Here is a 23,381-nt window from a genome sequence, read left to right on the forward strand (position 1 = left end):
TCGGGAATGAATGATCGCAAGTCAATGGCAAGAGGAATGGCGGAGGCGTATATGGACGGAGCCGTTAGCATTCCTTATGCCTTGCTGCGCACTTATAGAGCGCTTAAATTAAGCGATACCGAAGCGATGCTGCTGTTTCATCTGATGGCCTTCCGGCAACTGGAGCAGAATGATTTTCCGACGATTGAGCAGCTTCAGGAAAGATTGGGCTGTTCACCCTCCCTCGTCGGACAGACGCTTCAGAAGCTGATGAAATCAGGCATCGTCTCCATCGACGAGGTGTTCGATGCGGGAACGGGCGTTCAATCGGAGAAGTACAACCTATCCGGATTGTTCCATGAAATCGGAAGCCTGCTGACCGCCGGAGAGCTGCCCTTGCGGAGCGGAGAGGATGCCGAGCGACGCGAGTCTCCCGCAGCCTCGCGTCCGGCGGCTGCGCGTAGTCCGAACAATCTGTTTGCGTTGTTCGAGCAGGAATTCGGCCGTCCGTTGACGCCTACCGAATACGAGATTATGAACGGCTGGCTCGATCAGGATCAATATGCCGAGGAGCTGATTCGTTTCGCGCTTAAGGAATCCGTATTCGCGGGCAAGCTCCATTTTCGCTATATCGACCGGATTCTTCTTGAATGGAGCCGCAATCGGGTTACGAATGTAGAAGAAGCCCGCATGCACGCCCAGAAGTTCCGCGCCGGACGCTAGATGGACGACACCCCCAACACAATAATCGCAACCCAGCCCGCCGTCAGGCGGGTTTTTGGCGTATTCAACGGAAGTCATTCATCCATCGGACGGTTGTCGCCGTACAATAGAACATTTGTGCGTAAATAGGGCATCGACATTAGAACCGTAGCGCTACCGGTCTCATAAACATGCAGTATAGACAACCTCTCAGGACAACGATACGGGAGGTTCGTTGCGGGAAGGAGGGAACGCTCGGATGCTGCTTCTCTTGTTTCTGGTCATTATCCCTTCCGGAGTCGGCATCTATTATATGCTTAAGCCTCCGGTCGACCGGACAGCGAAAGCCGATCCCCGGACTGCGACTCCGGTGAAGGCCTCGTTCAAAGGGTTTGAAGACGCGTCTGCTTCGGCAAAAGGGTCTGCCGCGTTAATCCGCAATCAAACCGTAAACGAGTAGCCGGCTTCTATCCTTACTTTGAAATTCGCTTCATTAGGGGGGACATAATGATTGGACCCGTTGCCGACAGCTTGACGATCCTTACGTTTGTTTTTACCATGATTCTTATTTTATGGCGTCCCAGAGGCCTGCAGGAGTACATTCCCGCTACGGGGGGCGCGTTGGCCGTTCTTCTGATCGGAAGCGTATCTCTGGCGGATCTGTCCGTCATCGCCGAGACGGTCAGCGGAGCGGCGATGACGATCATTGCTACGATCGTCATCGCCATGGTGCTTGAGAGCATCGGATTTTTCTACTGGGCAGCCGAGGGCTTGGCCGCAAGGGCCAAGGGCTCCGGTTATAAGCTTTTCGTGTATGTCAATTTGCTTTGTTTTCTGATGACGCTGTTCTTTAATAACGACGGAAGCATTCTGATCACGACGCCGATTCTGATTATCGTGCTTCGTAACCTCGGACTGAGCAACAAACAGCAGATTCCATATCTGCTGTCCGGGGCTTTAATCGCAACAGCCTCCAGCGCTCCGATCGGAGTGAGCAACATTGTCAATCTGATCTCTCTAAAGATCGTTCACATGGATTTGTATCTCCATACGATGATGATGTTCGTGCCGTCCGTCTGCGGGCTGCTGCTTATGTTCGGCTTGCTGTTTCTCGTAGCGCGCAAGGATATTCCCCGCAAGCTGCCGTTACCGGCGATGGGCAGCGGGTACGGCTACAGCCATCCGCGTAACCATCCGCTGCGCGCGAAGCTGTCCGACGAAGAGCTTGCCAAGCGCAATCGTCTTATGAGAAACGTGTTCATCTTCGTCTTCTTCGTCAGAATCAGCCTGTTCATCGCCTCTTATGCGGGAATACCGGTGGAATGGGTCGCGGTTGGAGGCTCTCTTGCGCTGCTGGTGTGGCGGTGGGTGTCGATGAAAGTCGTGCCGACGGATATGCTGAGGAAAACGCCCTGGTCGATATTTGCCTTTGCTTTCGGGATGTATGTCCTGATCTACGGCTTGCACAACATCGGGTTGACGGAGTGGCTTGTCGAGGGATTCAGGCCGATCGTCTCCGGCGATCTGCTGAACGCCAGCCTGCTCATGGGCTTGCTAATGTCGCTGCTCTCTATTTTGTTCAATAATCATCCTGCGTTGATGGTAGGCACGCTGACGCTGACGAATATGAATCTGGATCCGATCTCGTTGAAGGTCGCTTATCTGGCCAACGTGATCGGCAGCGATGTAGGCTCGCTCCTGCTGCCCATAGGCACGCTGGCTTCGCTCATCTGGTTTCACATTTTGCATAAGCATAACGTCAAGATATCCTGGAAGGTTTATGTCCGTTTTACAGTACTCGTTATTCCGCCGACCGTTGTCTTTACTCTGATCGCTCTTTATTACTGGGTGAGTTGGATGTCCGGCTTCGTGCAACTGTAAGAGGCTCGACTGGAAACAAAAACCCACTCTTTCCTGCTGTGGGGGCAGGCAAAGAGTGGATTAAGGCATGCTTTCAGGCTTATTTATTCAGCAATTGCCAGCGATAGACGTATTCGAACAAAAATTCGAATGCCTCCAGATGGCGCTTGGCCTCGAAGGCGTTGTTGCCCCAGGCGTAGATGCCGTGCTTGCGCAGCAATATGCCGGGAATCCGTTCGGCTATCCGTTCGGAAATCTCGGGTACGATGCGCGGCACATCGGCGAAGTTGGACAGAATAGGAATGTCGATGACCGCCTCTTCCTCCCAGATGCCCAGTCCTTTGATCAGCTCCACGCCTTCTACGGGAACCGCTCTTCGTTCCCAGAACAGCTCCGAGACAAGGCTGTTAAAGACGGAGTGGATATGGAAAATAGCGCCGCAGCCCGTCAATCGGTAGATTTCGTTATGAATGACCGTTTCTGCGGATGGCTTAAGCGTCGTAGCTTCGCAAGCCTGTCCGTTCTGATCGACGAAGAGGAAATCCTCTGGAGTCGACTTGGTTTTGTCCTTGCCGCTCGCCGTAATGGCAAAGTAGAAGCGATCGGACTTATAAGGACCTACGCGCATGGACAGGTTGCCGCTCGTCCCGGGGAAGAAGCCGCGGGAGGCGAAGTCTGCTTTGACGGCGGACAGCTCCTGAAGCACGCGCTGCTTGTCTTCTGTCGTGATGTGGGCGAAACTCATGGCCGCAAGCCTCCTTGTTCAAGGTGCTGAATGACGTCGTGAAACGTGCCGAACGGAATATGCGGGAGACCGAGCTCCACACATTTATCCGTCAGGTGGGAGCGGGAGAAGACCAGATCAACAATCTTCGCGCCCGGGAAGTCGGTCACGCTGTCCCCGATCAGAATGCGGAAGTAGCGATCCTGCGGAAACTTGCGAATCACCGCCGTTTTGCACATGCCGCAGCCCCCGTGAGCGCATTCGTCGTCGCAAGCATGCGGCCATGTAATACGTATGGTATCGCCAGTAAAGTCGCTTCCGTTGCAGTAAATATGATCGGGGGCAATATCGAACGGCTTCAGCAGCGGATAGACGAAAAAGTCGATCCCCCCGCTGGTTACATAGAAAGGCACATCATGCTGCCTGCACCAGGCGAGAAGCTCGGGAAATCCGTCCCGGATTCCTGCATTCGTCAAAATGTATTGCGTGACTTCCTCCCTCATCGAGACGGGAAACAGCGCAAACATCTCCCCGACGCCTTGCTTTACCGTTTTGGTTTCCGCCACGATGTCTCCGACGATGGCCTCCCAGCCTGGCGGGTTAAAGTGCTTCATCACGGCGACGATATTGTCGCTGAGCGTAATCGTACCGTCAAAGTCGCAAAAGAGTACCGGAGGGCGCGAAAAACCGGCTGCTGAGTGGCTCAAGATGTGCGTACCCCCCAGCGTTCGATCGCGATGCGCAATTCCTCGTGATCTTTAGCGTATTGTTCAAGAGCGATCCCCTTGCTTACGGCATCTACGGCTTGGCGGAAGGCGCGGCCTCCGGCGGCGGCCCCTCCCGGATGCCCATGTACGCCGCCGCCAGCGTTTACGACAACGTGGGGTCCGAAATCTCCCATGATCAGCGGGCTCAGTCCGGGATGTATCCCTGCGGACGGAACGGGAAACGACGGCTTCTGCGGAAGCGTCGGCGCGAGCAGTGCTTCCATAACCGCCAGATTTTCCGCCTTCGGCATAACGACCGAGCCGTATGGCGACGGGAATAACGATAGGTCGGCGCCGGCGATTCGCATCAGCTTGCCCAGCAGCACCGGCGCAGCCACGCCATAGTGCGGAGAAGGGTAGAGCGCCCCGGCCATCGCGGGATGAGCCGCAATCGGAACGTGAATATCGGGATCCTTCGCCAGCTCGGCCAAAGCGTCGAAGCCGTAGGCGAGCACGTTGAACAGCAGACCGTTCGCTCCGGCTGCGATCGCGCGCTTGGCGTTTGCTTTCAATTCGAAGGTCGAGCCCGTAAGGTTGGTAAAGTAGATCAGCTTCTGTCCTGTCGCGCGCTCGGCCTCGCGGGCCGCAGAGACGCACGCCTCGACTCGCCGCTCCAGCGGAGTAAGGGGATTCTCGAACAAAATCTCGTCGTCCTTGATGAGATCTACGCCGCCCAGCGCCTGCTGGAGGAATTGCTCGCGCAAATTGTCGAGATCGTGGCCTATGACGGATTTGAAGATGCTCATGACGAGCGGACGGTCCTGAACGCCGAGCAGGTCGCGAACGCCCTGAATACCGAATTTAGGTCCGGGGAAAGCGCTCAGGAAATCATCCGAGGGCGAGATGTCGATGAGCTTGATTTTGCCGTCCATGGACAGCTTGCCGAACGCGGTGACAAGAAAGGCCGGAATATCCCGGCTGAAATTCACGTCGGGGTAAGCGATCGTAATATCCGCGTAACGCTCGCCGGGCTGGAGGCCCTCCGGCTCATATACGTCAACGGAGACGACTTGGCCGAGATGCTTCTGCATTTGCGCCTTCGCGGCCTCCGGCAGCTCCGTCCAGCTTCCGACGGTAAGGCCGACCGCAATGCTCTGCGCTTTCTTGGCAAAGTCGGCCTTGTCGTCATGCAAGCGATAGGTGGCTTGGCTGTATGTCTGATTCATGCTGGGGCAACCTTCTTTCTCAGTGTAAGCTGAACGATAAAGACTTAGCGACGGAATTCAGTCTTGCGCAGCTTCTCTGCGAATGTCCTCGCCCATCTCGCGCGCTCTCTCCGCGCAGCGGACGATGGCTTGCTTCATGCCTTCCTGGAAGTCGAAGCGGGCCATCGTCTCGATCGCAGCTTGAGTCGTTCCGTTCGGCGAGGTGACCTTGCGGCGAAGCTCCCCTGGATTCTCCCCCGTGGAGTAAACCATCTCCGCGGCGCCCCGCACAGTCTGAACGGTGAGCGCCTTGGCGGCGTCGGGCGAAAGTCCGAGCTGCACGCCCGCTTCGATCATAGCCTCCATCAGGTAGTAGACATAAGCCGGACCGCTTCCCGACACGCCGTTGACGGCTTCGATCAACGGCTCTTCGACGACGGCAGTCATACCGACAGCGTTGAACATCGCAAGCGCCAGCTCGCGGCGCTCCGCCGATACGGAGGAGGAGAAGCTGATGCCCGTCGCGCCGAGACCGATTGTGCTGGAGGTGTTCGGCATAGTGCGCACGACCGGCTGATCCCGTCCCAGCAGCTGCTGAATGGTGGAGATGGATAGGCCTGCGATAACCGAGATGATAAGCTGATTCGGACGCAGAATATGCCGGAGCGTCCGGATAGCGTTAGCGGCGTCCTTGGGCTTCATTCCGAGAATGACAACGTCCGCAGAGGACAAAGCCGCTTCCTTCTTGACATCCGTATCGGCCGGGATGACGCCGTAACGTTCCCTAAGCTCCGCGAGTCGTTCCGCGTTGCTGCGATTCAGAACGGTAATGTTCGAGGGCTTGGCAAGCTGGGCTTCAACTAACCCGCGCAGAATGGCCTCGGCCATCGAACCGGCGCCGTAGAAGCAGATCGCCGCGCCTCCCAGGGAGGCGAGATCAGGATTAGACATAAGGAACCTCCTAGGTTCTGATTTGGCCGGAGCCAACGATGCGGTATTTCGTTGTGGTCAACGCCGGGAGTCCCATTGGACCTCTCGCGTGAAGCTTCTGCGTGCTGATGCCGATCTCGGCTCCGAAGCCGAATTCGAATCCGTCGGTGAAGCGGGTGGAGGCATTGTGGTAGACGGCGGCGGCATCGACCTCTTGAAGGAAGCGCTCCGCATTGCCTGCGTTTTCCGTGACGATGCATTCCGAATGCTGGGTGCCGAAGCGGCTAATATGGTTCAGCGCTTCGTCTACATTTTGGACGACTTTGATATTCAAAATGTAGTCGTTGTATTCCGTAGCGTAATCTTCATCGCTTGCGCTCTCGATCCAAGGCGCGAGCCTGCGCGAGGAATCGCAGCCGCGAAGGGTCACGTTAGCCTCGCGAAAACGTTCGGCGAGCGCGGCAAGGTGCTGCTTGGCGAAGGCTTCATGCACCAGCAACGTCTCCATGGAATTGCACACGGAGGGCCGCTGAACCTTGGCGTTCAGTGCGATGGCCTCTGTCATGGCGTAATCGGCGCTTTCGTCCGCGAACGTGTGGCAGATGCCGGCGCCCGTCTCGATGACGGGGACCGTCGCGTTCTGTACGACGTTGCGAATCAGCGAAGCGCCTCCGCGCGGGATAATGACATCCAGCAAGCCGTTCAGCTTGAGCATCTCGTCGACGGACTTGCGATCCGAATCCTCGATCAGCTGAAGAGCATCCTCGGGCATGTCCGAGCCGGACAGCGCTTCGCGCATGACGGCGACAATAGCGCGGTTGGAGGACAGCGCAGCCGATCCTCCGCGAAGCACGACGGCATTGCCGGTCTTGAGGCACAGGGAGGCAGCGTCGACGGTAACGTTGGGGCGAGCCTCGTAGATCATGCCGATAACGCCGATCGGAACGCGCCGCTGTTCGATAGACAAACCGTTGGGACGCGTAAAGGCGGCCAGCGTCTCTCCGACGGGATCGGGCAGCGCGACTACCTCGCGCACGCCGTTCGCGATGGCTTCCAGCCGCTCCGGCGTGAGCTTCAGCCGATCGAGCAGAGATTCCGACGTGCCTTGCTGTCTGCCCCGGATGATGTCTTCCTCGTTAGCGGCCAGCAGCCGCTCCTGCGCTGCGACCAGCGCGTCGGCGACGCGCAGTAGAGCGGCGTCCTTCTGCGCGGTCGTTAATTTGTTAAGCGCGCCTGTCGTAGCTTTGGCCGCTTGCGATTTCAATACGACTTCACTCATTGGCATGTGCCTCCTTTATAATAGCGGATGCGACCCATTCGTCGCGGTGAACGACTTCGACGCGGGAAACCTCAATGCGCTTGTGCGCTTCCTCGCTGGATAATCCAGCGACGGCGGTAACCTGCCATGCTGAATAATTCGTAACGCCTCTGCCGAGAATTCGTCCTTCGGCATTCACGACTTCGACTACCTCGCCGGGATGGAAGTCTCCGATGGCCGCCGTAATGCCGGCGGGGAGCAGGCTGCGCCCCTTGTGAAGCAAGGCTTCCTCGGCGCCTGCGTCGACCACGATTTTTCCTTGCGGGTCTGAAAGGAAAGCGACCCAATGCTTTTTCGCCGACAACGAATGAAGGGAGGAGGCGAAATAAGTGCCTTTGCCCGCGCCTGCCACAGCGGCCTGCAGATCGCCGGGCTCGGAGACGCGGCCGACGAAGAGCGGAACGCCCCCCTGCATGGCGATGCGCGCCGCCTCGATCTTAGAGCGCATGCCGCCCGTGCCGACGGCGGAGCCTGCTCCTCCGGCCACCCGGTAGAGGTCCTCGGTGAGCGTCTCGACGCGTTCGATGCGAACGGCATCCGGCACCTTGCGGGGATCGCCCGTATATACGCCGTCCATGTCGGTAAGAATGAACAAGCCGTCGGCTTTGACCAGATTGGCGACCAACGCCGAGAGGGAGTCGTTCTCGCCGAATTTGATTTCGTCGACCGCGACGGTGTCGTTCTCGTTGATGATCGGAATCGCCTGTTGCTTCAGCAGCTCTTCAATCGTTCGCGTGGCGTTCTGCGCGCGCCCCCGGTTGCTGAAATCCGGACGCGTCAGCAGAATTTGCGCGGCAATGATTCCGTTGTGGCTCAGCTCTTCCTGATAGGCTTGCATAAGCAAAGCCTGCCCAACGGCTGCCGCCGCCTGCTTCTCGTGCACGAGCTTCGGTCTTGTCGAGTAGCCTAGCCTGCGGAACCCCGCGGCAATCGCTCCCGAAGTGACGAGCAGCACCTGGTGCCCGTCCGCATGGATGGCCGACAGCTCGTTCGCCAGAAAACGCACCTGAGTGCGGTTAAGACCGCCTTCCTCGGAAGTGAGAGAGCTGCTTCCTATTTTCACTACGATTCGTTTGCCCATGTCTTTCAACCCCTTATCCAGCCATAAAAAAAACTCCCGCCCTTCTAAAGGACGAAAGTCTCACTTCCGCGGTACCACCTTCGTTGACGGCACCTGTAAACAGAGGCAGCCGTCCTCTCTTGCTCCCGATAACAGCGGGCACTGTCCGGCTCTTCGCCGTCCGCTCGGGGATGGGGGAAGCGGGGGACAAGGTAAATTCTCTCAGCCAGGAAATTTACTCTCTGTTCGTGTCCGGGTCCGCTTCGTTTCCCGTCGTTGCGTTACTATGATCGCGCCGAATCCGCGATGGCGCTCGAATACGTTAAGGATACCATGCGCTGCAAGGCTTGTAAAGGAACGGCGGCGCGCGGCAGGGGGCTAGAACAATCCGAGACGGCCGATTCTGACCGCAACCTCGCGCAGCCGATCTTCCGATGTCAGCAAGCCCAGGCGAACATAGCCTTCGCCGCTTTTTCCGAAGCCCGAGCCCGGCGCTACGACGACGTCAGCCTGCTCCAGCAGAAGATCGGCGAAGCTCATCGAGGTGTGCCCGGGGGCGACTGGCAGCCAGCAGAAGAAGGAGCCGGCCGGCTTGCCTGCCTTCCAGCCGATGGCGTCCAGCGCTTCGTATAAAACATTGCGACGGCGCTCATAGACGGCAACAAGATCGCGCACGGACTGCTGAGAGCCGGTAAGCGCCTCGGCGGCGGCTTCCTGAATGCCTCCGAACAAGCTGCAATACATATGATCCTGGATCAGGTTGATCAATTCGACGATTTGCCGATTCCCGATGGCGAAGCCGACGCGCCAACCGGCCATGTTGTAGCTTTTGGAGAGCGTATAGAACTCCACGCCTACCTCCTTGGCGCCCGGCGTCTCCAGGAAGCTGACCGGCCGCTGGCCGTCGAAGCCGATCGCGCCGTAGGCGAAGTCGCTGGCGACGACGATGCCGTTCCGGCGGGCGAAAGCGACGGTGCGCTCGTAAAACTCCGGCGTGGCGGTTGCGGCCGTCGGGTTGTTGGGATAGTTAAGGAACATCAGCTTGGCCCGACGGACCGCCTCCCCGGAGAGGGCTTCGTAGTCGGGCAGAAACGCGTTTTCTTCTTTAAGAGGCATGAACTCCATTTCGGCGCCTGCCAAGGCGACGCCGGACCAGTAGTCGGGGTAGCCGGGATCGGGAACGAGACAGACGTCGCCCGGATTAAGCAAGATTTGGCTGATCTCGATCAGCCCCGATTTGCCGCCGAACAGCACCGCGACCTCCTTGTCCGGATCGAGCTCGACTCCGTAATCGGCCAGGTAGCGCTCGGCGACGGCTTGCTTCAGGAAAGGAAACCCCCGGAAGGGCGGATATTTGTGATAGGCCGGATTGTCCGCCGCGTCCTTCAGCCGGTCGACGATCGATTGCGGCGTGGGGAGGTCGGGATTGCCTTGCCCAAGGTTGATCACATCACGGCCGGTGGCGGCTCGCGCATTGGCTTTGGCGACAAGCGCCGCGAAAAATTGCTCGGGCAGCGTCTGCATCCGCCGGGCCGGGGTAATCGTAAAAGACATGCTGAACGTCACGCTCCGTCATGCTTGGATTTAAGCTAGGATGAATGTAGCATAACGTGCCTCTCCCGGCAACGGAAACGAACATATTCCCGAAAAAAATCCGTGTTAATAGGGCGGAATTGTTGAAGAGTGGCGTTGCGGTTGCCGGGAATCGAACGATAGAGTACGATGGGAAGCAGAATGGCGGTGCCTGCGCCAACCGGATGGCCGGAGCGGGGCAACGGCGAAATACGAAGCGGAGGGATACCGATGACAACCCGGTTGAGAGTAGCTATAGTACAGATGAACATCGAAGCGGGCAGCCCGGATGCGAATTTCGCGAAGATGGAAGCGAAGCTGCTGGAGGCTGCGGCTCTTGATCCGAAGCCGGATTTGATCGTTCTGCCGGAAATGTGGAATACCGGATACGCCTTGACGGAAATCGGCAAGCTTGCCGACCCTGACGGCACGCGGACGAAGCAGCTCGTGTCCGAATTTTGCCGCAGCCATAGCGTGAACGTGCTGGCGGGATCGATCGCGCAGCTGCGAGGGGATCAAGTGACGAACACGATCCATGTGTTTGACCGGACGGGCGCGGAGATATCGGAATACAGCAAAATCCACCTGTTTCAGCTTATGAACGAGCATCTGCATCTTCAGGCGGGAGAGGCGGCCGGCGTATTTCAACTGGAGGGCTCGCCTGCGGCGGCGATGATCTGCTATGATATCCGCTTTCCCGAGCTGGCGCGCAAGCTGGCGCTCGGCGGGGCGAAAATCCTGTTCGTTCCCGCCGAGTGGCCGCATCCTCGCCTCCATCATTGGAGAACGCTGCTGCAAGCCAGAGCTATCGAGAACCAGATGTTCGTCGTTTCCTGCAATACGGTCGGGGAAAGCGGAGGGAGCAGCTTCTTCGGCCATTCCATGGTGATCGACCCTTGGGGCGAGGTGCTGGCGGAAGCGGAAGAGAAGGAGACGATTCTGACGGCCGATATCGATCTATCGCTTGTGGACGAGGTGCGCGGCCGCATTCCGGTATTCGCGGATCGTCGGCCGTCTCTGTACGAGTAAGCGGAGGGGATGGGCCTGCTACTTGCCCATCCCAATCTTGTCGATCGTCGCAACGAAGGTAGAGATGAAGGCTTCCGCCGCGTTGGACAAATACCGACCTTTGCGATAAGCGATCACAAGCGTCCTCGTCGGATTGTCCCGCAGCTTCAGGTATACGGGCGCGCGTCCCTGCCAGTCCCTGCGAACAACCATCTCCGGCAGAAATGCAATCCCCATGCCTGCGGCTACGAGGGATTGAACGGTCTCGATGTTGCCGCTCTCGAACACGACGGCAGGCGAGAAGCCCGCTGCTGTGCAAAGATCGTGCGCAATGGCGCGGAAGCCTTGCCCCTTCTTCAATAGAATAAAAGGCTCGTCCTTCAGGCGCGCTACCGAAATGAGGGTATCCCGGTATTGCGGCTCCGCAAGCGGATGATCCGGCGGGACGGCGAGACAGATGCCTTCCTCGAGAACCGGCACGTAGGCCAGAGACGGCTCGATCAGCGGGAGCGACAGCAGGCTGACGTCCGTTCCTCCGCTTGCGGTAAGCTGCTCCAGTCTTCGGGTCGATTCCTCCGTCAGCACGACCTCGATATTCGGATAAGCTTCGCGAAAAGCGGGAAGCACGTGAGGCAGCACGTGAGAGCCGGTCATCGGCAAGCTGCCGACGACAAGACGGCCCTTGCGCATGTCGGCGATATCCTCCATTTCACGCCGGAGCTGGTCCGCCATATCGACGATCTGCTGCGCCTTCTCTACGAACACGGAGCCCGCATAGGTCAGCTCGACGGAATTCGTGCTTCTCTTAAATAGTAGAACGCCCAGCTCCTTCTCCAGCTTGGACAGCTGTTGGCTCAGCGAAGGCTGGGCGATATGCAGCTTCTCGGCGGCGCGCGAGAAATTTCTTTCGCTAGCAATCTGGATCGCATACAGCAATTGGCGGAATTCCATTGCAAAGCTCCTCTCGTTATAGGTTGGAACAATTAACCTTATAGAAATTATATCTTGGAACAATGATAGACGAAATGATAAGATAAGAGCAAGATAAAGAGAACTATTGGGGTGAACTGACAATGAGCAAACAAACTATGTTCGAAAAGATTTGGAACAACCACGTCATCGTCTCCGAAGAAGGAAAGCCAAGCATCCTTTACATCGACCTGCACCTTGTGCACGAAGTGACGTCTCCGCAAGCGTTCGAAGGCCTGCGTCTGTCCGGCCGCAAGGTCAGACGTCCCGACCTGACCTTCGCTACGATGGATCACAACGTTCCGACCAAAGACCGCTTCAACATCGCGGACCCGATCTCCAAGCAGCAAGTGGACACGCTGACGACCAACTGTCAGGAGTTCGGCGTTAAGCTGTACGATCTGAACACCATCGATCAAGGCGTCGTTCACGTTATGGGTCCCGAGCTGGGTCTGACTCATCCGGGCAAGACGATCGTATGCGGCGACAGCCATACGTCTACGCACGGCGCGTTCGGCGCTCTGGCATTCGGCATCGGCACGAGCGAGGTCGAGCATGTCATGGCTACGCAGTGCTTGCAGCAAGCCAAGGCGAAGACGATGGTCATTCGCTTTAACGGCAAGCGCCAGCCGGGCATTACCGCGAAGGACATGATTCTGGGTCTGATCGCGAAATACGGCACGGACTTCGGCACCGGCTACGTTATGGAGTACACAGGCGAAGCGATTCGCGAGCTGTCCATGGAAGAGCGCATGACCGTCTGCAACATGTCCATCGAAGCCGGCGCGCGCGCGGGTCTGATTGCCCCGGACGAGACGACCTTCGAATATTTGCGCGGTCGCGAATACGCTCCGCAAGGCGCTGCTTTCGATGCTGCGGTTGAGCAATGGAAGGCGCTCTGCACGGATGAAGGCGCGACGTTCGATACGGTTCTGGATTTCGACGTGGACTCGTTAATTCCTCAAGTGACTTGGGGCACGAGCCCAGGGATGGGAACGGGCATTACGTCTACGGTTCCGGTTCCTGAGAGCCTGCCGACCGAGAACGAACGCAAAGCGGCGATGAGCGCGCTGGAGTATATGGATCTCAAGCCGGGTACGCCAATGACCGAGATCGAGATCGATTACGTGTTTATCGGCTCCTGCACCAACGGCCGGATCGAAGACTTGAGAGCGGCGGCTTCCGTAGCTCGCGGCCATAAGGTCAACTCTAACGTCACGGCGATTGTCGTTCCGGGCTCGGGACGCGTAAAGATTCAAGCAGAGAAGGAAGGCCTTGATAAAATCTTTACCGAAGCGGGCTTTGAATGGCGCGAAGCGGGCTGCAGCATGTGCCTTGCGATGAATCCGGACGTTCTGAAGCCGGGCCAGCGCTGCGCATCGACGTCCAACCGGAACTTCGAAGGCCGTCAGGGTCGCGGCGGACGCACGCATCTCGTGTCGCCCGAAATGGCGGCGGCAGCGGCTGTCCAAGGCCGTTTCGTCGACGTTCGCACATGGGATTTCAAAAGCGCAGCGAATGCGTAAGAGGACGACTGCCGGGACTGCGGCGCAGCTCGCGCTGCACGTCCGCGGCGGCACCAAGGGAGGATCTCGAACATGGAAGCTTTTACACAATTAAACGGACTCGCCGTGCCGGTCGACCGGGTTAACGTCGATACGGACGCCATCATACCTAAGCAATTCTTGAAAAGAATCGAAAGAAGCGGCTTCGGCCAGTTCCTGTTCTTCGAGTGGAGATGGGATGAGCAAGGCAATGTCATTCCGGAGTTCAACTTGAACAAGCCCCGTTACCAAGGCGCATCGGTTCTGCTGTCTCGTGCCAACTTCGGCTGCGGCTCCTCCCGGGAGCACGCGCCTTGGGCGATTATGGATTACGGCTTCCGCTGTATCATCGCTCCGTCCTTCGCGGATATTTTCTACAACAACTGCTTCAAGAACGGCATTCTGCCGATCAAGCTGAGCGAAGAGCAGGTAGACGACCTGTTCAAGCGTACGGAATCCACGGAAGGCTACAAGCTGAACGTCGATCTGGAAAACAAGGTCATCACCGACGAGAGCGGCTTGAACATTCCGTTCGATCTGGATGAGCATCGCCGCCAGTTCTTGCTTCAAGGCCTGGATGACATCGGACTTACGTTGAAGCACGAAGCCGCGATTACGGCTTACGAGCAGAAACGCGCCGCAAGCGCAACTGTCTAAGCGTATGGTCGGGCTGCGGCCCGAACGGCCCATTGAAAAAGACCTTTTGTCACCGATTCGGCAATTATCGGGACAAAGGGTCTTTTTTTCCTCGAATACGCAACTTTTCTTGCTTTTCAGCGTCTAATGTTTCGTGGACAAGCTGCTGAAATCCCTACATAATCCGGCAATGTTCGCCAAATCTTTACAACATCGAGGTGAAGCATGAAGAAGTGGTTTTCCCTGTTGTTCGTCGTCGCTGGCATGCTGTTCCTCAGCGCGGGTCTCGTTCATGCCGCGAAAGCGGAGACGTTGACGCCGAAGCTGGTGCTGGACGGTCAGGCGCTTGAGCCCAAGGTTCCACCGGTGGTCATCAACCAGACGGTCATGATCCCGTTGAGGATCGCCTCCGAAAGTTTGGGCTACAAAGTGGATTACGACAATAGCAAGAAGCAGGTTACGGTATCGAACAGCAGCAAGAAGCTCGTGATGACCATGGATAATCCCACGGCTTATCTCGATAACGAACCGGTTCAGATGACGGTGCCCCCAACGGCAAAGTCCAATAACCTACTTATACCCCTAAGATTTCTCAGCGAATCTCTCGATGTTCAAGTCTTCTGGGATAATCAAATTAAATCCGCTTTTCTCTACTCGCCGAACCTGTCGAACGGCGGTAATACGGGCGGCGGCTTGATCGGGGTTGTCGACGGAACGGACAAACCCTCCGACGGAACGGACGGGGGCGGAGCAGTGACGACGCCGAATCCCGAGACTCCGGCTGCGCCTACGGGCACTCTTCACGAAGTCAGATACGAGCCGGACGCGATAGTCATCAAGTACGACGGATTTATCGTTCCTAACGCATTTAAGCTGGACAACCCGAAGCGAATCGTCGTAGACATCCCGAATACGCAATATGCGGAAGGCTTCGCGCCGTTCGTCGATTATACTCAAATCAACGAAGGCCGTTTAGCCGTAGAAGGCCATGAAGCGCTTCAATCCGTTCGCTACTCGATGTTCGGAACGGTAACGAAGGCTCCCCGTTTCGTGCTCGATCTGAATCAGGCCTGGGACTATCAACTGGTCAACGACGCCATTGCGGGAGAGCTTCGGATCGTGCTCTATAAGCCGATTCCCGACAACTCGATTTACACTGTCGTGCTCGATGCGGGTCACGGAGGTACAGACCCTGGGGCCTCGAGCCTCAGCAAGCGCCCGGAAAAAGATTTCAACCTGTCGGTCGTGCTTAAAGTACAAGCGCTACTGGCAAGCGAAGAAAGAATCAATCTTGTGCTGACAAGGTCGGACGATACTTATCCTTCCTTGGACGCGAGGTCCGAGCTCGCGAATTCATTGAAAGCGAACCTGTTTGTCTCGGTGCATGCCAACAGCTTTACGCCAACGACCAATGGGACTGAGACCTACTACACCCGCGAGGACAGCAAGGAATTTGCGAATTTGATGCATCCCTTGCTGGTGGCGGCGACCGGTCTTAAGGATAACGGGGTCCGGACGAAGAGCCTCAGTGTAACAAGAAAGACGACGATGCCGGCTATTTTGCTGGAAGCGGGTTATCTGTCCAGCAAGATCGATGAGCCGAAGCTTTGGACGGACGATTTTCAGAATCGGGTAGCCGCCGCTATCGCCCAAGGCATTAAAATGCAATTGAAATTAATTTAAGCGATCCGGCCCTCTTGGGGGCCGGTATGCGCATATATTGGGAAGGGGACTTATGCCGATGAAGAAGGGGTTATCGAAAGGCGTTACCGGATTGATCGCAGCATCTTTTGTCGTATCGGGGGTTTCCTACACCAACTCGGCGGCTTCCGCCGCTTCGCCCTTTAAGGATGTTAAGGTCGGGGGCTGGGCGGACAAGCACATTACGAAATTGGCCTTGCAGGGCATATTGAAGGGCGGAACCGGTTCCGCTTCGGGCACTTTCAGCCCCGCGAATAAAGTGACTCGTCAGGAAGCCGTTATCATTGCATTAAGATTTATGGGCGTCACCGACGAGATCAAGCCCTCCGATGTGCTCGTATTTCCAAGCGCTTTGGTCATTAAGGAAGATTACAAGCCATACATAAAGCTAGCCGTGCAGAAAAAAATATTGCTGATCGATGAGGAAGTTGCGCTTGCCGAGAAAGAGAAAGGTAAGGAGTGGGGCAGCAGCCCGGCAACGCGAGAGTGGATGGCCAAGCTGCTCGTTCGCGCGATCGGCAAGGAGGAACCAGCCAAGGCGGTGGCCGGTCAGGCAAGCTCCTTCGCGGATGACGCGCAGATCGACGCTCAACTGAAAGGGTATGTCAATTACGCCGTTTCAACCGGCCTCGTTACCGGAGTAACCGGCAACAAGTTCGATCCTGCGGGCGCGGTCACGCGCGAGATGGCTTCCACATTGTTCAGCCGGGCTCAAACGAATATGAGCGTCGCATACTCCGGTCAAGTAACCGGGGCGTTGGTGTCGTCGTCGGGAAGCAAAGTGACCTTGCTTCATTCCGACGGCTCGGTGAAGGAGTACACCCTTTCTCCTAGCGCATCGGTCTATAGCTTTCAGTCAGAGCAAACGTCCGATATTTCCAAGTTGGTCCCGTACGGGGAAGTAGTCATGATCAGCAACAGCGACGGCACCATCGGCTATGTGGAGCAAACGAGCGAGACGCCAAAGGTGAAAAACTATGAAGGCTCGATCATCCTCATCTCGGAGGCTCAGAATAAGCTCACTGTGTCGATTAACGGCGAGCCCAAGACTTATTCCTACGACGCTCAGACGCTCACAGCCAAAGACATCAATGGACAAGTGTTGAAAATCGCCGATCTCCCGCTTAACGTGCCGGTAAAGCTCGGAGTGGACATTTCAACCGAGAGCAAATTGCTGTCGCTGACATTGAGCAAAGCGGTCACGAACAAAACGGGCGCAGGTACGGTGGAAGCCTGGAAGGTTGCCGATCTGTCCCTTCAGGTGAAGGACGCTGCAGGCAATTCCGAGACGTACCCTGTCGCTTCGAATGCGGCCATCAAGCATACAGACGGGACGAGCTACACATTCGATCAGCTTGCGGCTGGCGATGCGATCTCCTACGAAGTGAAGATGGGCTCGGTGACGAGCATTACGATCACGAAAAAAATGCAGCCGCCGATTACGGGCGTGCTCAACCTGGTGGACAAAGCCGGCAAGACGATTCAGTACCGGGTGAACAACGAGCTTGGCGCGAAGGATCTGGCGGACAGCGTCATCGTTAAGCTTGAAGGAATGTCCGGGGTTACGTTGGACGATCTGTTCAAAGGAGATACCGTCTCCATGACGCTTAACGAAGCGGGCAAGGTTTCCGTGATTACGATTACGAGCCGCTCCGTCAGCTTCTTGAACGGCGTCACCGTCTCGAACTATTTGCCGGACGATAACACGCTGATCGTTACCGATTCGACGAACAAGAAGGTGCCGTTGATCTTGAGCGAATCGACGAGATTTGACTTGAACGGCACGGTCATTACGCAGAGGGAAGCTGCTAACTATATTGCCAAGGGCAAAAAGGTCAATGTAGGCTATACCAACTCCAATGCTGCGTATGTCTCAATCGTATCCCAGTATACGGGAACGATTCTGGAGAATAATGTAACGGCCAGAACGCTTAAGCTGAGCCTGGATACGACGAACTCGGTAACGCTCTCCTATTCGACTTACGTGCCGATTGTGGACGTCTATGGTCAAACCTCGGCCACCTATCTGGACCTGCGTGTCGGAGACAAGGTTACGGCCATTATGGACTATGTGACGCAAGATAAAGTCATCTCCGTGCAGCTTCAGAAGACGGTTCAATTCGATCTTGTCAGCACGGACTTGACCGGCAACAGGCTGCGCGCCAAACGCTCGGACGGCGTCGTGGAGGACTGGAGCTTGACCGGCTTGACTCTCCCGATCGTCAACGAGAAGGAAGAACCGCTAAGCCTTACGACCCTGAATCAATCCGGCGCTACGCTTCTGAACGTCACGTTCAAAGGAAAGTCGCCGATCAAGGTGAAAGCCATAGCGACGACATACGGCCGCGTTTCCGCAGTCAATACGGCCAATTCGTCCATCGACGTCGTGAATTCGGCCGGCAATGTCGTGACAAAATCGTTCCAGTCTACGCCAACCGTCATGAGGAACGGAACCGTAATCGGTTCGTTGTCCTCCGTGAAAGCGGATGACCGTGTTGAAATCCGCCTGGACGATAACGATCGCCCGATTATCGACATTATCCCGGCCGTGAACAAGAAGTACTTGAATAACAATGCCGATACCTTGTTCGTTCAAAGGGCGAGCTTAAACGAAAACAATACGTATCTGCTGCATTCGCAGGTATACATTCATCAAGGCACGAAAACCCTGACATTTGCGGATTTGAAGAACAACGATGACATCATCTTATATGTCCTTCGCGGCAAAGTCATCGAGATTGCAAAATAACACGGCGTTTCTTGATTTGCAGCTCCCCGGTCCAGTGGACCGGGGAGCTATTGCATGTCTCGGCATATTGCCGCAACCCCGATCTTCCGGTAAACTTGGGTATGACTTTTCAATCATGAAGGAGCGCCTATGAACGCTGCAACGTTAAAGCAAGTATTGAATACGATAGCGGAGATGTTTCCCGATGCAAGATGCGAGCTGAATCACCGCAATCCGTTCGAGCTGACGATTGCCGTGCTGCTGTCCGCCCAATGCACGGACGAGACCGTCAACAAGGTGACGGCTACGCTGTTCGATAAATACAGAGCTCCGCAAGACTATCTGAACGTGCCTTTGGAGGAATTGGAGAACGATATACGCCGAATCGGACTGTTTCGCAACAAGGCGTCCAACATCCAGAAGCTGTGCCGACTTGTGATCGATAAGCACGGCGGAGAAATTCCGCGCACCCACGAGGAGCTGACGGAGCTTCCCGGCGTTGGAAGAAAGACGGCTAACGTAGTGATGTCCAACGCGTTCGACGTGCCGGCGATTGCCGTCGATACCCACGTAGAGCGCGTCTCCAAGCGTCTAGGCGTTGCGAAGCCGGACGATACCGTGCTGGAGGTCGAGAAGAAGCTGATGCGCAAGGTTCCGCGCGAGGAGTGGACGATTACGCATCATCGGCTCATTTTTTTCGGACGTTATCATTGCAAGGCCCAGAACCCAAAATGTGAGCTATGTCCTGTACTGGAACACTGCAAGGAAGGCAAGTCCCGCCTGAAAGCCTCCTTGAAAAAAAGGAGAGTAACCTCTTGAACCCAATCGATACTGGAGCGTCGGCCGCCGCCGCGCCATTGTCCCCGGAACTGATTCCCTATGTTAAATCTTTGCAAGAGATGTCCGCCAGAGCGAAGGCAGGCGGAGACCCGACGCAGGCCGAGAAGCTGTTCGAGCTGTCCGATAAGCTCCGCTCGGGCAGACTGACCGTGGCGTTCTGCGGACACTTCTCGGCAGGTAAATCGACATTGGTCAATACGCTGTGCGGGGCGACGCTGCTGCCCGCTTCGCCGATCCCGACCAGCGCGAACGTGGTAACGGTAGTCAACGGAGCCCCCTCCGCGGAGACGGTGTTTCGCGATGCGAACGGAACGGTGTTCCCGGCCCGAAGCATCGCCGTAGAGCAGCTTCATGACTTCGCCGTAGACGGGGAAGGCGTCACCTCTATTCAGGTTTCCTACCCGATCCCGCTCTTAGGCGACCGCATGGCCATCGTAGACACGCCAGGCGTAGATTCCACGGACGGGGCGCACCGCGCCGCTACGGAATCGGCGCTGCACCTGGCCGATGTCGTGTTCTATGTGACGGACTATAACCACGTGCAATCCGAGGTGAACTTTCGCTTTCTTCGCAGCCTGACGCGTTGGGGCAAGCCCACCTATCTGATCGTGAATCAGATCGATAAGCATAGGGAGGAGCAGATCGCGTTCGCGGAATTTCGCGAGAGTCTCCGGCAAGCGTTGGCCAATTGGGATATTGAAACGGGCGCAACTTTATTTCTGTCCTTAAGAGAGCCGGGGCATCCGTTATCCCAGTGGCCGCAATTGCTTGAGCTGATCTCGGATCTTCAGCCGCTGGCGGACTCCTTAATGGTCAGAAGCGCGGCGAGATCGGCGCTGCATCTGGCGGACCAGTACCGCGAGTCGCTGCACCAACGCAATCAAGGAAAAAGAGAACGTCTTGAGGCGCAGCTTGGCGAGGAGGAGCCGGAGCGGCGACAGGCGCTACGAGCCTCATTGGAGGCCGGGCTGGCCAAGCTTCAGAACGCGGGAGACGCGCGAAGGGAACGCGTGCGGACGGAGGCGGATAAGCTGCTGGCCAGCGCAAACCTGACGCCCGCCGAAACCCGGGAGAAGGCCCGCGAGGTGCTCGCTGCCATGCAGCCGGGCTTCAAGGCGGGGTGGCTGTCCGGGGCGGCCAAGACGGAAGCGGAGAGAGCCGCTAGGCTGGGTCGCTTGTCCGACGACTTTAACCGGCAGGTATCCGCGCATGTGACAGGCCATCTTATGGAATTGCTTCGCAGAGAGGCCGAACAGGTCGGCTACTCCGGGGACGAGATGGAGCAGTCGCTGGCCTCATGCTTTCAGCCCGTCTCGTCCGACTGGGTTCGTTCTCTTGTGAAGCCGGGAGCGGGAGCGGACGGGCAAGCTACACTGCACTACTCCGACGAGCTCAGCTCCGCGCTTAAGTCGCTCTATCGCAAGGCGGCGCTTCAATGGAGCGACGGTTTGCAGGAACGAGAGCTTCCGGCGCAGGAGCAAGAGCTCGCAGAACTGAAGGCGCAGCTCGCGGAGCTTGCGAAGAGAGAAGCGGCGGCAGAGGCCGTAGCCGCTCTGGAAGAAGAGGAGCGGGCGGAGGAGCAGCAATTGATAGCGTTGCTGCCGCACGCGCCTGATGCGGCAGAATTGGTCTTGCCCGCCCCTGAGCCGCTGGGACAGGAGCGGCTTCGCGCTGCCGCAGAGGAGAGTCGGGAGCTTGCTGCGGAAGCTTTCGCTGCTGAGGCAGGCGCGAACGAGCAAATGCAGGCCGAGAGCGAGAACGCCCCGGCTCAGCCGTCCGAGGGCGTCGTCCGCTTGGGCGCGCCGCAGGGAGCGGCGGAGAAGCTGGAACGCTCCGCCTCGCTGCTGGCGAAGGTCGGCGCGCTTCGCAGCGTGGCCGACGGGCTCTATGCCAAAGCCGAGCGATTCAGGAATAAGAGCTTTACCATTGCTCTCTTCGGCGCATTCAGTGCCGGCAAGTCTTCCTTTGCGAACGCGTTGGTTGGCAAATCCGTGCTTCCGGTGTCTCCGAATCCAACGACCGCAACCATCAATCGGATCGTCGCGGCTACGCCGGAACGGCCGGACGGCACTGCGCTCGTAACGATGAAGACGCCCGAGGAATTCCTCGAAGACTTGCGCCATTCGCTTAAGCGGATCGGCGTGGCCAAGGAGAAGCTGGAAGCGGCGGGCTCGGACATTGATGCGCTGCTGGCGCTTAAGGACCCGATCGTTGCGAGCGAGCTTCACCCTCGCGGCGGCCCGCATCTGGCGTTCCTGACGGCTGCCGCCAAAGGCTGGAGCGAGTTCGGACCGCTGCTCGGCAGCCAGCTGACGGCAGGCGAGAGCGAGTATAGAAGATTCGCTGCCGAGGAGCAGGCGTCCTGCTTCGTCTCGGAGATCGATCTTTACGTGGACTCTCCGATCACGCGAAGCGGAGCCGTGCTCGTTGATACGCCGGGAGCCGACTCCATCAACGCCCGTCACACCGGCGTCGCATTTCAGTACATTAAAAATGCGGACGCGGTGCTGTTCGTGACTTATTATAATCATGCGTTCACCGAGGCCGACCGCGAGTTTCTTAACCAGCTCGGCAGCGTGAAGGACGTCTTCGAGCTGGACAAAATGTTTTTCGTCATTAACGCCGCGGACCTGGCTTCCTCCGAAGCGGAGTTGGATCACGTGCGCGAGCATGTCGGCGCTCAGCTGCTTAAGCATGGCATTCGCAAGCCGAGGCTGTTCGCGGTGTCCAGCCTGAACGGTCTGCAAGCGAAGCTCGCGCGCAATCAAGCCTCGATGGAGGCCTCCGGGCTGTCCGCCTTCGAGACGGCTTTCCGGAAGTTCTCGGAGGAGGAGCTGGGGGGCCTCGCTCTTGCGTCGGCGAACAAGGAGCTGGACCGCGTCGATAAGCTGCTGGATAGCTGGCTGGCGTCCGCCAACGCGGATGCGGCCACCCGGGAAGCGAAGGCGGTGCGTCTGAAGGAGCAAGCCGAACGATGGCAGGGCGAGAGCGGCGCCGGCGTGCCGGCGGCCGCGCAGCCGCTGCTGCAGGAGGTCGGCGAGCAGCTGTATCATCTGCGTCAGCGGTTGAAGTTCCGATTCAAGGAGCACTATCAATTGGCATTCCATCCTTCTATCCTGCAGGACGACGGACGAGACCTGAAGAAGCTGCTGCAAGCTTGCGGAGAGGATCTGAAGCGCTCGCTGAACGAGGATTTGCTTCAAGAGCTTCGCGCCGCGGGCTTGCGTCTGGAAGGAACGATTCAGGCTTTGGCGGAGAAGGCGCTCGGATCGTTGTCCGGACTCGGAGAGATGGAGCGCGAAGGCTTCACCCCCGAGCCTGTCGACCGGATCGGGCTTGAATTGCCGCTTCCCGACGTATTTGCCGCAGGGCCGTATTTCGAGCAGAGACAGCTGTGGAGCGCGTTCCGATCGCCGAAGCACTTCTTTGAGAAGGAAGGCTCGGCCACGCTGCGCGAGGAGCTGGAGCAGGCTTTGTTTCAGACGATGGACGCCGGCCTCTCGACGCTTCGCGCACGATGGGAGAACGAGGCGGAGGAGGCGCTGAAGCAGGGCGTTCGTGCGGCAGCGTCGGCATGGTCCGGCCAGCTGTCGGCTTTTGCTCTGAGCATGAGCCAGGCGCTTCGCGAACCGGGCGAAGAACTGTTGATCGCGAATCTTCGGGACGAGTGGCGAGAAATCAGGCGATAAGACCCAAAATCGGCTCTCTTCCATCTTTAAGGAGATGGAAGAGAGCCTTTTCTTCTAATGGCTTAGCTTTCCTTGCATATTCGAGCCAACAAGGGGATGTTGGGTACGATACGCGACGATATGGAAGAGAATCGATGCATGCGTCGAGATGAAGCCGCTTACTTCCGCCCTAGGCTCGAAAAGGCGAGAATAGCGCTGTTGCCGGGGAA

At 57.4% G+C, this 23,381-nt stretch carries 18 protein-coding genes; 10 read left to right on the plus strand and 8 right to left on the minus strand.

Annotated features, from left to right (window positions below; genetic code table 11):
* Positions 1-6: 6 nt before the first annotated feature.
* From ACFO1S_RS05435 to ACFO1S_RS05445, 3 genes are all read left to right on the plus strand, one after another.
* Positions 7-702: a DnaD domain-containing protein gene (locus tag ACFO1S_RS05435; protein ID WP_204603251.1), complete on the plus strand. Its 696-nt coding sequence runs from the start codon at positions 7-9 to the stop codon at positions 700-702.
* 238 nt (positions 703-940) lie between these two features.
* Positions 941-1,141: a hypothetical protein gene (locus tag ACFO1S_RS05440; RefSeq protein WP_204603250.1), complete on the plus strand. Its 201-nt coding sequence runs from the start codon at positions 941-943 to the stop codon at positions 1,139-1,141.
* Positions 1,142-1,188: 47 nt separating this feature from the next.
* On the plus strand, positions 1,189-2,562 hold the full coding sequence (locus ACFO1S_RS05445) for an ArsB/NhaD family transporter (protein WP_204603249.1): 1,374 nt from the start codon (positions 1,189-1,191) through the stop codon (positions 2,560-2,562).
* Positions 2,563-2,641: 79 nt separating this feature from the next.
* Here the strand turns inward: ACFO1S_RS05445 and mtnB are convergent, their stop codons facing one another.
* The 7 genes from mtnB to ACFO1S_RS05480 all read right to left on the minus strand — a co-directional run bounded on the left by mtnB (position 2,642) and on the right by ACFO1S_RS05480 (position 10,039).
* Positions 2,642-3,286, minus strand: coding sequence for a methylthioribulose 1-phosphate dehydratase (gene mtnB, locus ACFO1S_RS05450; RefSeq protein ID WP_204603248.1), 645 nt, complete (start codon positions 3,284-3,286; stop codon positions 2,642-2,644).
* Positions 3,283-3,972 (minus strand): 2-hydroxy-3-keto-5-methylthiopentenyl-1-phosphate phosphatase, encoded by a 690-nt coding sequence (locus ACFO1S_RS05455; protein ID WP_204603247.1) that lies wholly within the window; start codon positions 3,970-3,972, stop codon positions 3,283-3,285. Before ACFO1S_RS05455 ends, mtnB begins: the two co-directional genes overlap by 4 nt.
* Positions 3,969-5,198, minus strand: coding sequence for a 2,3-diketo-5-methylthiopentyl-1-phosphate enolase (locus ACFO1S_RS05460; RefSeq protein ID WP_204603246.1), 1,230 nt, complete (start codon positions 5,196-5,198; stop codon positions 3,969-3,971). The genes ACFO1S_RS05455 and ACFO1S_RS05460 overlap by 4 nt, the downstream gene beginning before the upstream one ends.
* 57 nt (positions 5,199-5,255) lie before the next feature.
* Positions 5,256-6,128: a pyrroline-5-carboxylate reductase gene (gene proC, locus ACFO1S_RS05465; RefSeq protein WP_204603245.1), complete on the minus strand. Its 873-nt coding sequence runs from the start codon at positions 6,126-6,128 to the stop codon at positions 5,256-5,258.
* A gap of 10 nt (positions 6,129-6,138) precedes the next feature.
* Entirely contained in the window at positions 6,139-7,386 is a 1,248-nt protein-coding gene (locus ACFO1S_RS05470; protein ID WP_204603244.1) for a glutamate-5-semialdehyde dehydrogenase, read from the minus strand.
* Positions 7,379-8,506, minus strand: coding sequence for a glutamate 5-kinase (proB, locus tag ACFO1S_RS05475; RefSeq protein WP_204603243.1), 1,128 nt, complete (start codon positions 8,504-8,506; stop codon positions 7,379-7,381). The genes ACFO1S_RS05470 and proB overlap by 8 nt, the downstream gene beginning before the upstream one ends.
* Before the next feature lie 357 nt (positions 8,507-8,863).
* On the minus strand, positions 8,864-10,039 hold the full coding sequence (locus ACFO1S_RS05480; protein ID WP_204603242.1) for a pyridoxal phosphate-dependent aminotransferase: 1,176 nt from the start codon (positions 10,037-10,039) through the stop codon (positions 8,864-8,866).
* Between the two features lie 249 nt (positions 10,040-10,288).
* On the opposite strand from ACFO1S_RS05480, the gene ACFO1S_RS05485 reads away from it, so the two are divergent.
* Positions 10,289-11,086, plus strand: coding sequence for a carbon-nitrogen family hydrolase (locus tag ACFO1S_RS05485; RefSeq protein ID WP_204603418.1), 798 nt, complete (start codon positions 10,289-10,291; stop codon positions 11,084-11,086).
* Between the two features lie 18 nt (positions 11,087-11,104).
* Here the strand turns inward: ACFO1S_RS05485 and ACFO1S_RS05490 are convergent, their stop codons facing one another.
* Positions 11,105-12,016 (minus strand): LysR family transcriptional regulator, encoded by a 912-nt coding sequence (locus ACFO1S_RS05490; RefSeq protein WP_204603241.1) that lies wholly within the window; start codon positions 12,014-12,016, stop codon positions 11,105-11,107.
* Positions 12,017-12,138: 122 nt separating this feature from the next.
* On the opposite strand from ACFO1S_RS05490, the gene leuC reads away from it, so the two are divergent.
* The 6 genes from leuC to ACFO1S_RS05520 all read left to right on the plus strand — a co-directional run bounded on the left by leuC (position 12,139) and on the right by ACFO1S_RS05520 (position 23,172).
* Entirely contained in the window at positions 12,139-13,560 is a 1,422-nt protein-coding gene (leuC, locus tag ACFO1S_RS05495; RefSeq protein ID WP_204603240.1) for a 3-isopropylmalate dehydratase large subunit, read from the plus strand.
* A gap of 72 nt (positions 13,561-13,632) precedes the next feature.
* A complete protein-coding gene (gene leuD, locus ACFO1S_RS05500) occupies positions 13,633-14,235 on the plus strand; it encodes a 3-isopropylmalate dehydratase small subunit (RefSeq protein WP_204603239.1) in 603 nt (200 codons plus the stop codon).
* A gap of 204 nt (positions 14,236-14,439) precedes the next feature.
* On the plus strand, positions 14,440-15,897 hold the full coding sequence (locus ACFO1S_RS05505; protein WP_204603238.1) for an N-acetylmuramoyl-L-alanine amidase: 1,458 nt from the start codon (positions 14,440-14,442) through the stop codon (positions 15,895-15,897).
* 58 nt (positions 15,898-15,955) lie between these two features.
* Positions 15,956-18,664, plus strand: a complete 2,709-nt coding sequence (locus ACFO1S_RS05510) for an S-layer homology domain-containing protein (RefSeq protein WP_204603237.1) — start codon at positions 15,956-15,958, stop codon at positions 18,662-18,664.
* A 129-nt stretch (positions 18,665-18,793) separates the two neighbouring features.
* Positions 18,794-19,462 (plus strand): endonuclease III, encoded by a 669-nt coding sequence (gene nth, locus ACFO1S_RS05515; RefSeq protein ID WP_204603236.1) that lies wholly within the window; start codon positions 18,794-18,796, stop codon positions 19,460-19,462.
* Complete coding sequence (locus ACFO1S_RS05520) at positions 19,459-23,172, plus strand: dynamin family protein (protein WP_204603235.1); 3,714 nt, start codon at positions 19,459-19,461, stop codon at positions 23,170-23,172. Before nth ends, ACFO1S_RS05520 begins: the two co-directional genes overlap by 4 nt.
* Positions 23,173-23,381: the final 209 nt, after the last annotated feature.

It is taken from the genome of Cohnella boryungensis (assembly GCF_042651945.1).
GTDB lineage: Bacteria > Bacillota > Bacilli > Paenibacillales > Paenibacillaceae > Cohnella > Cohnella boryungensis.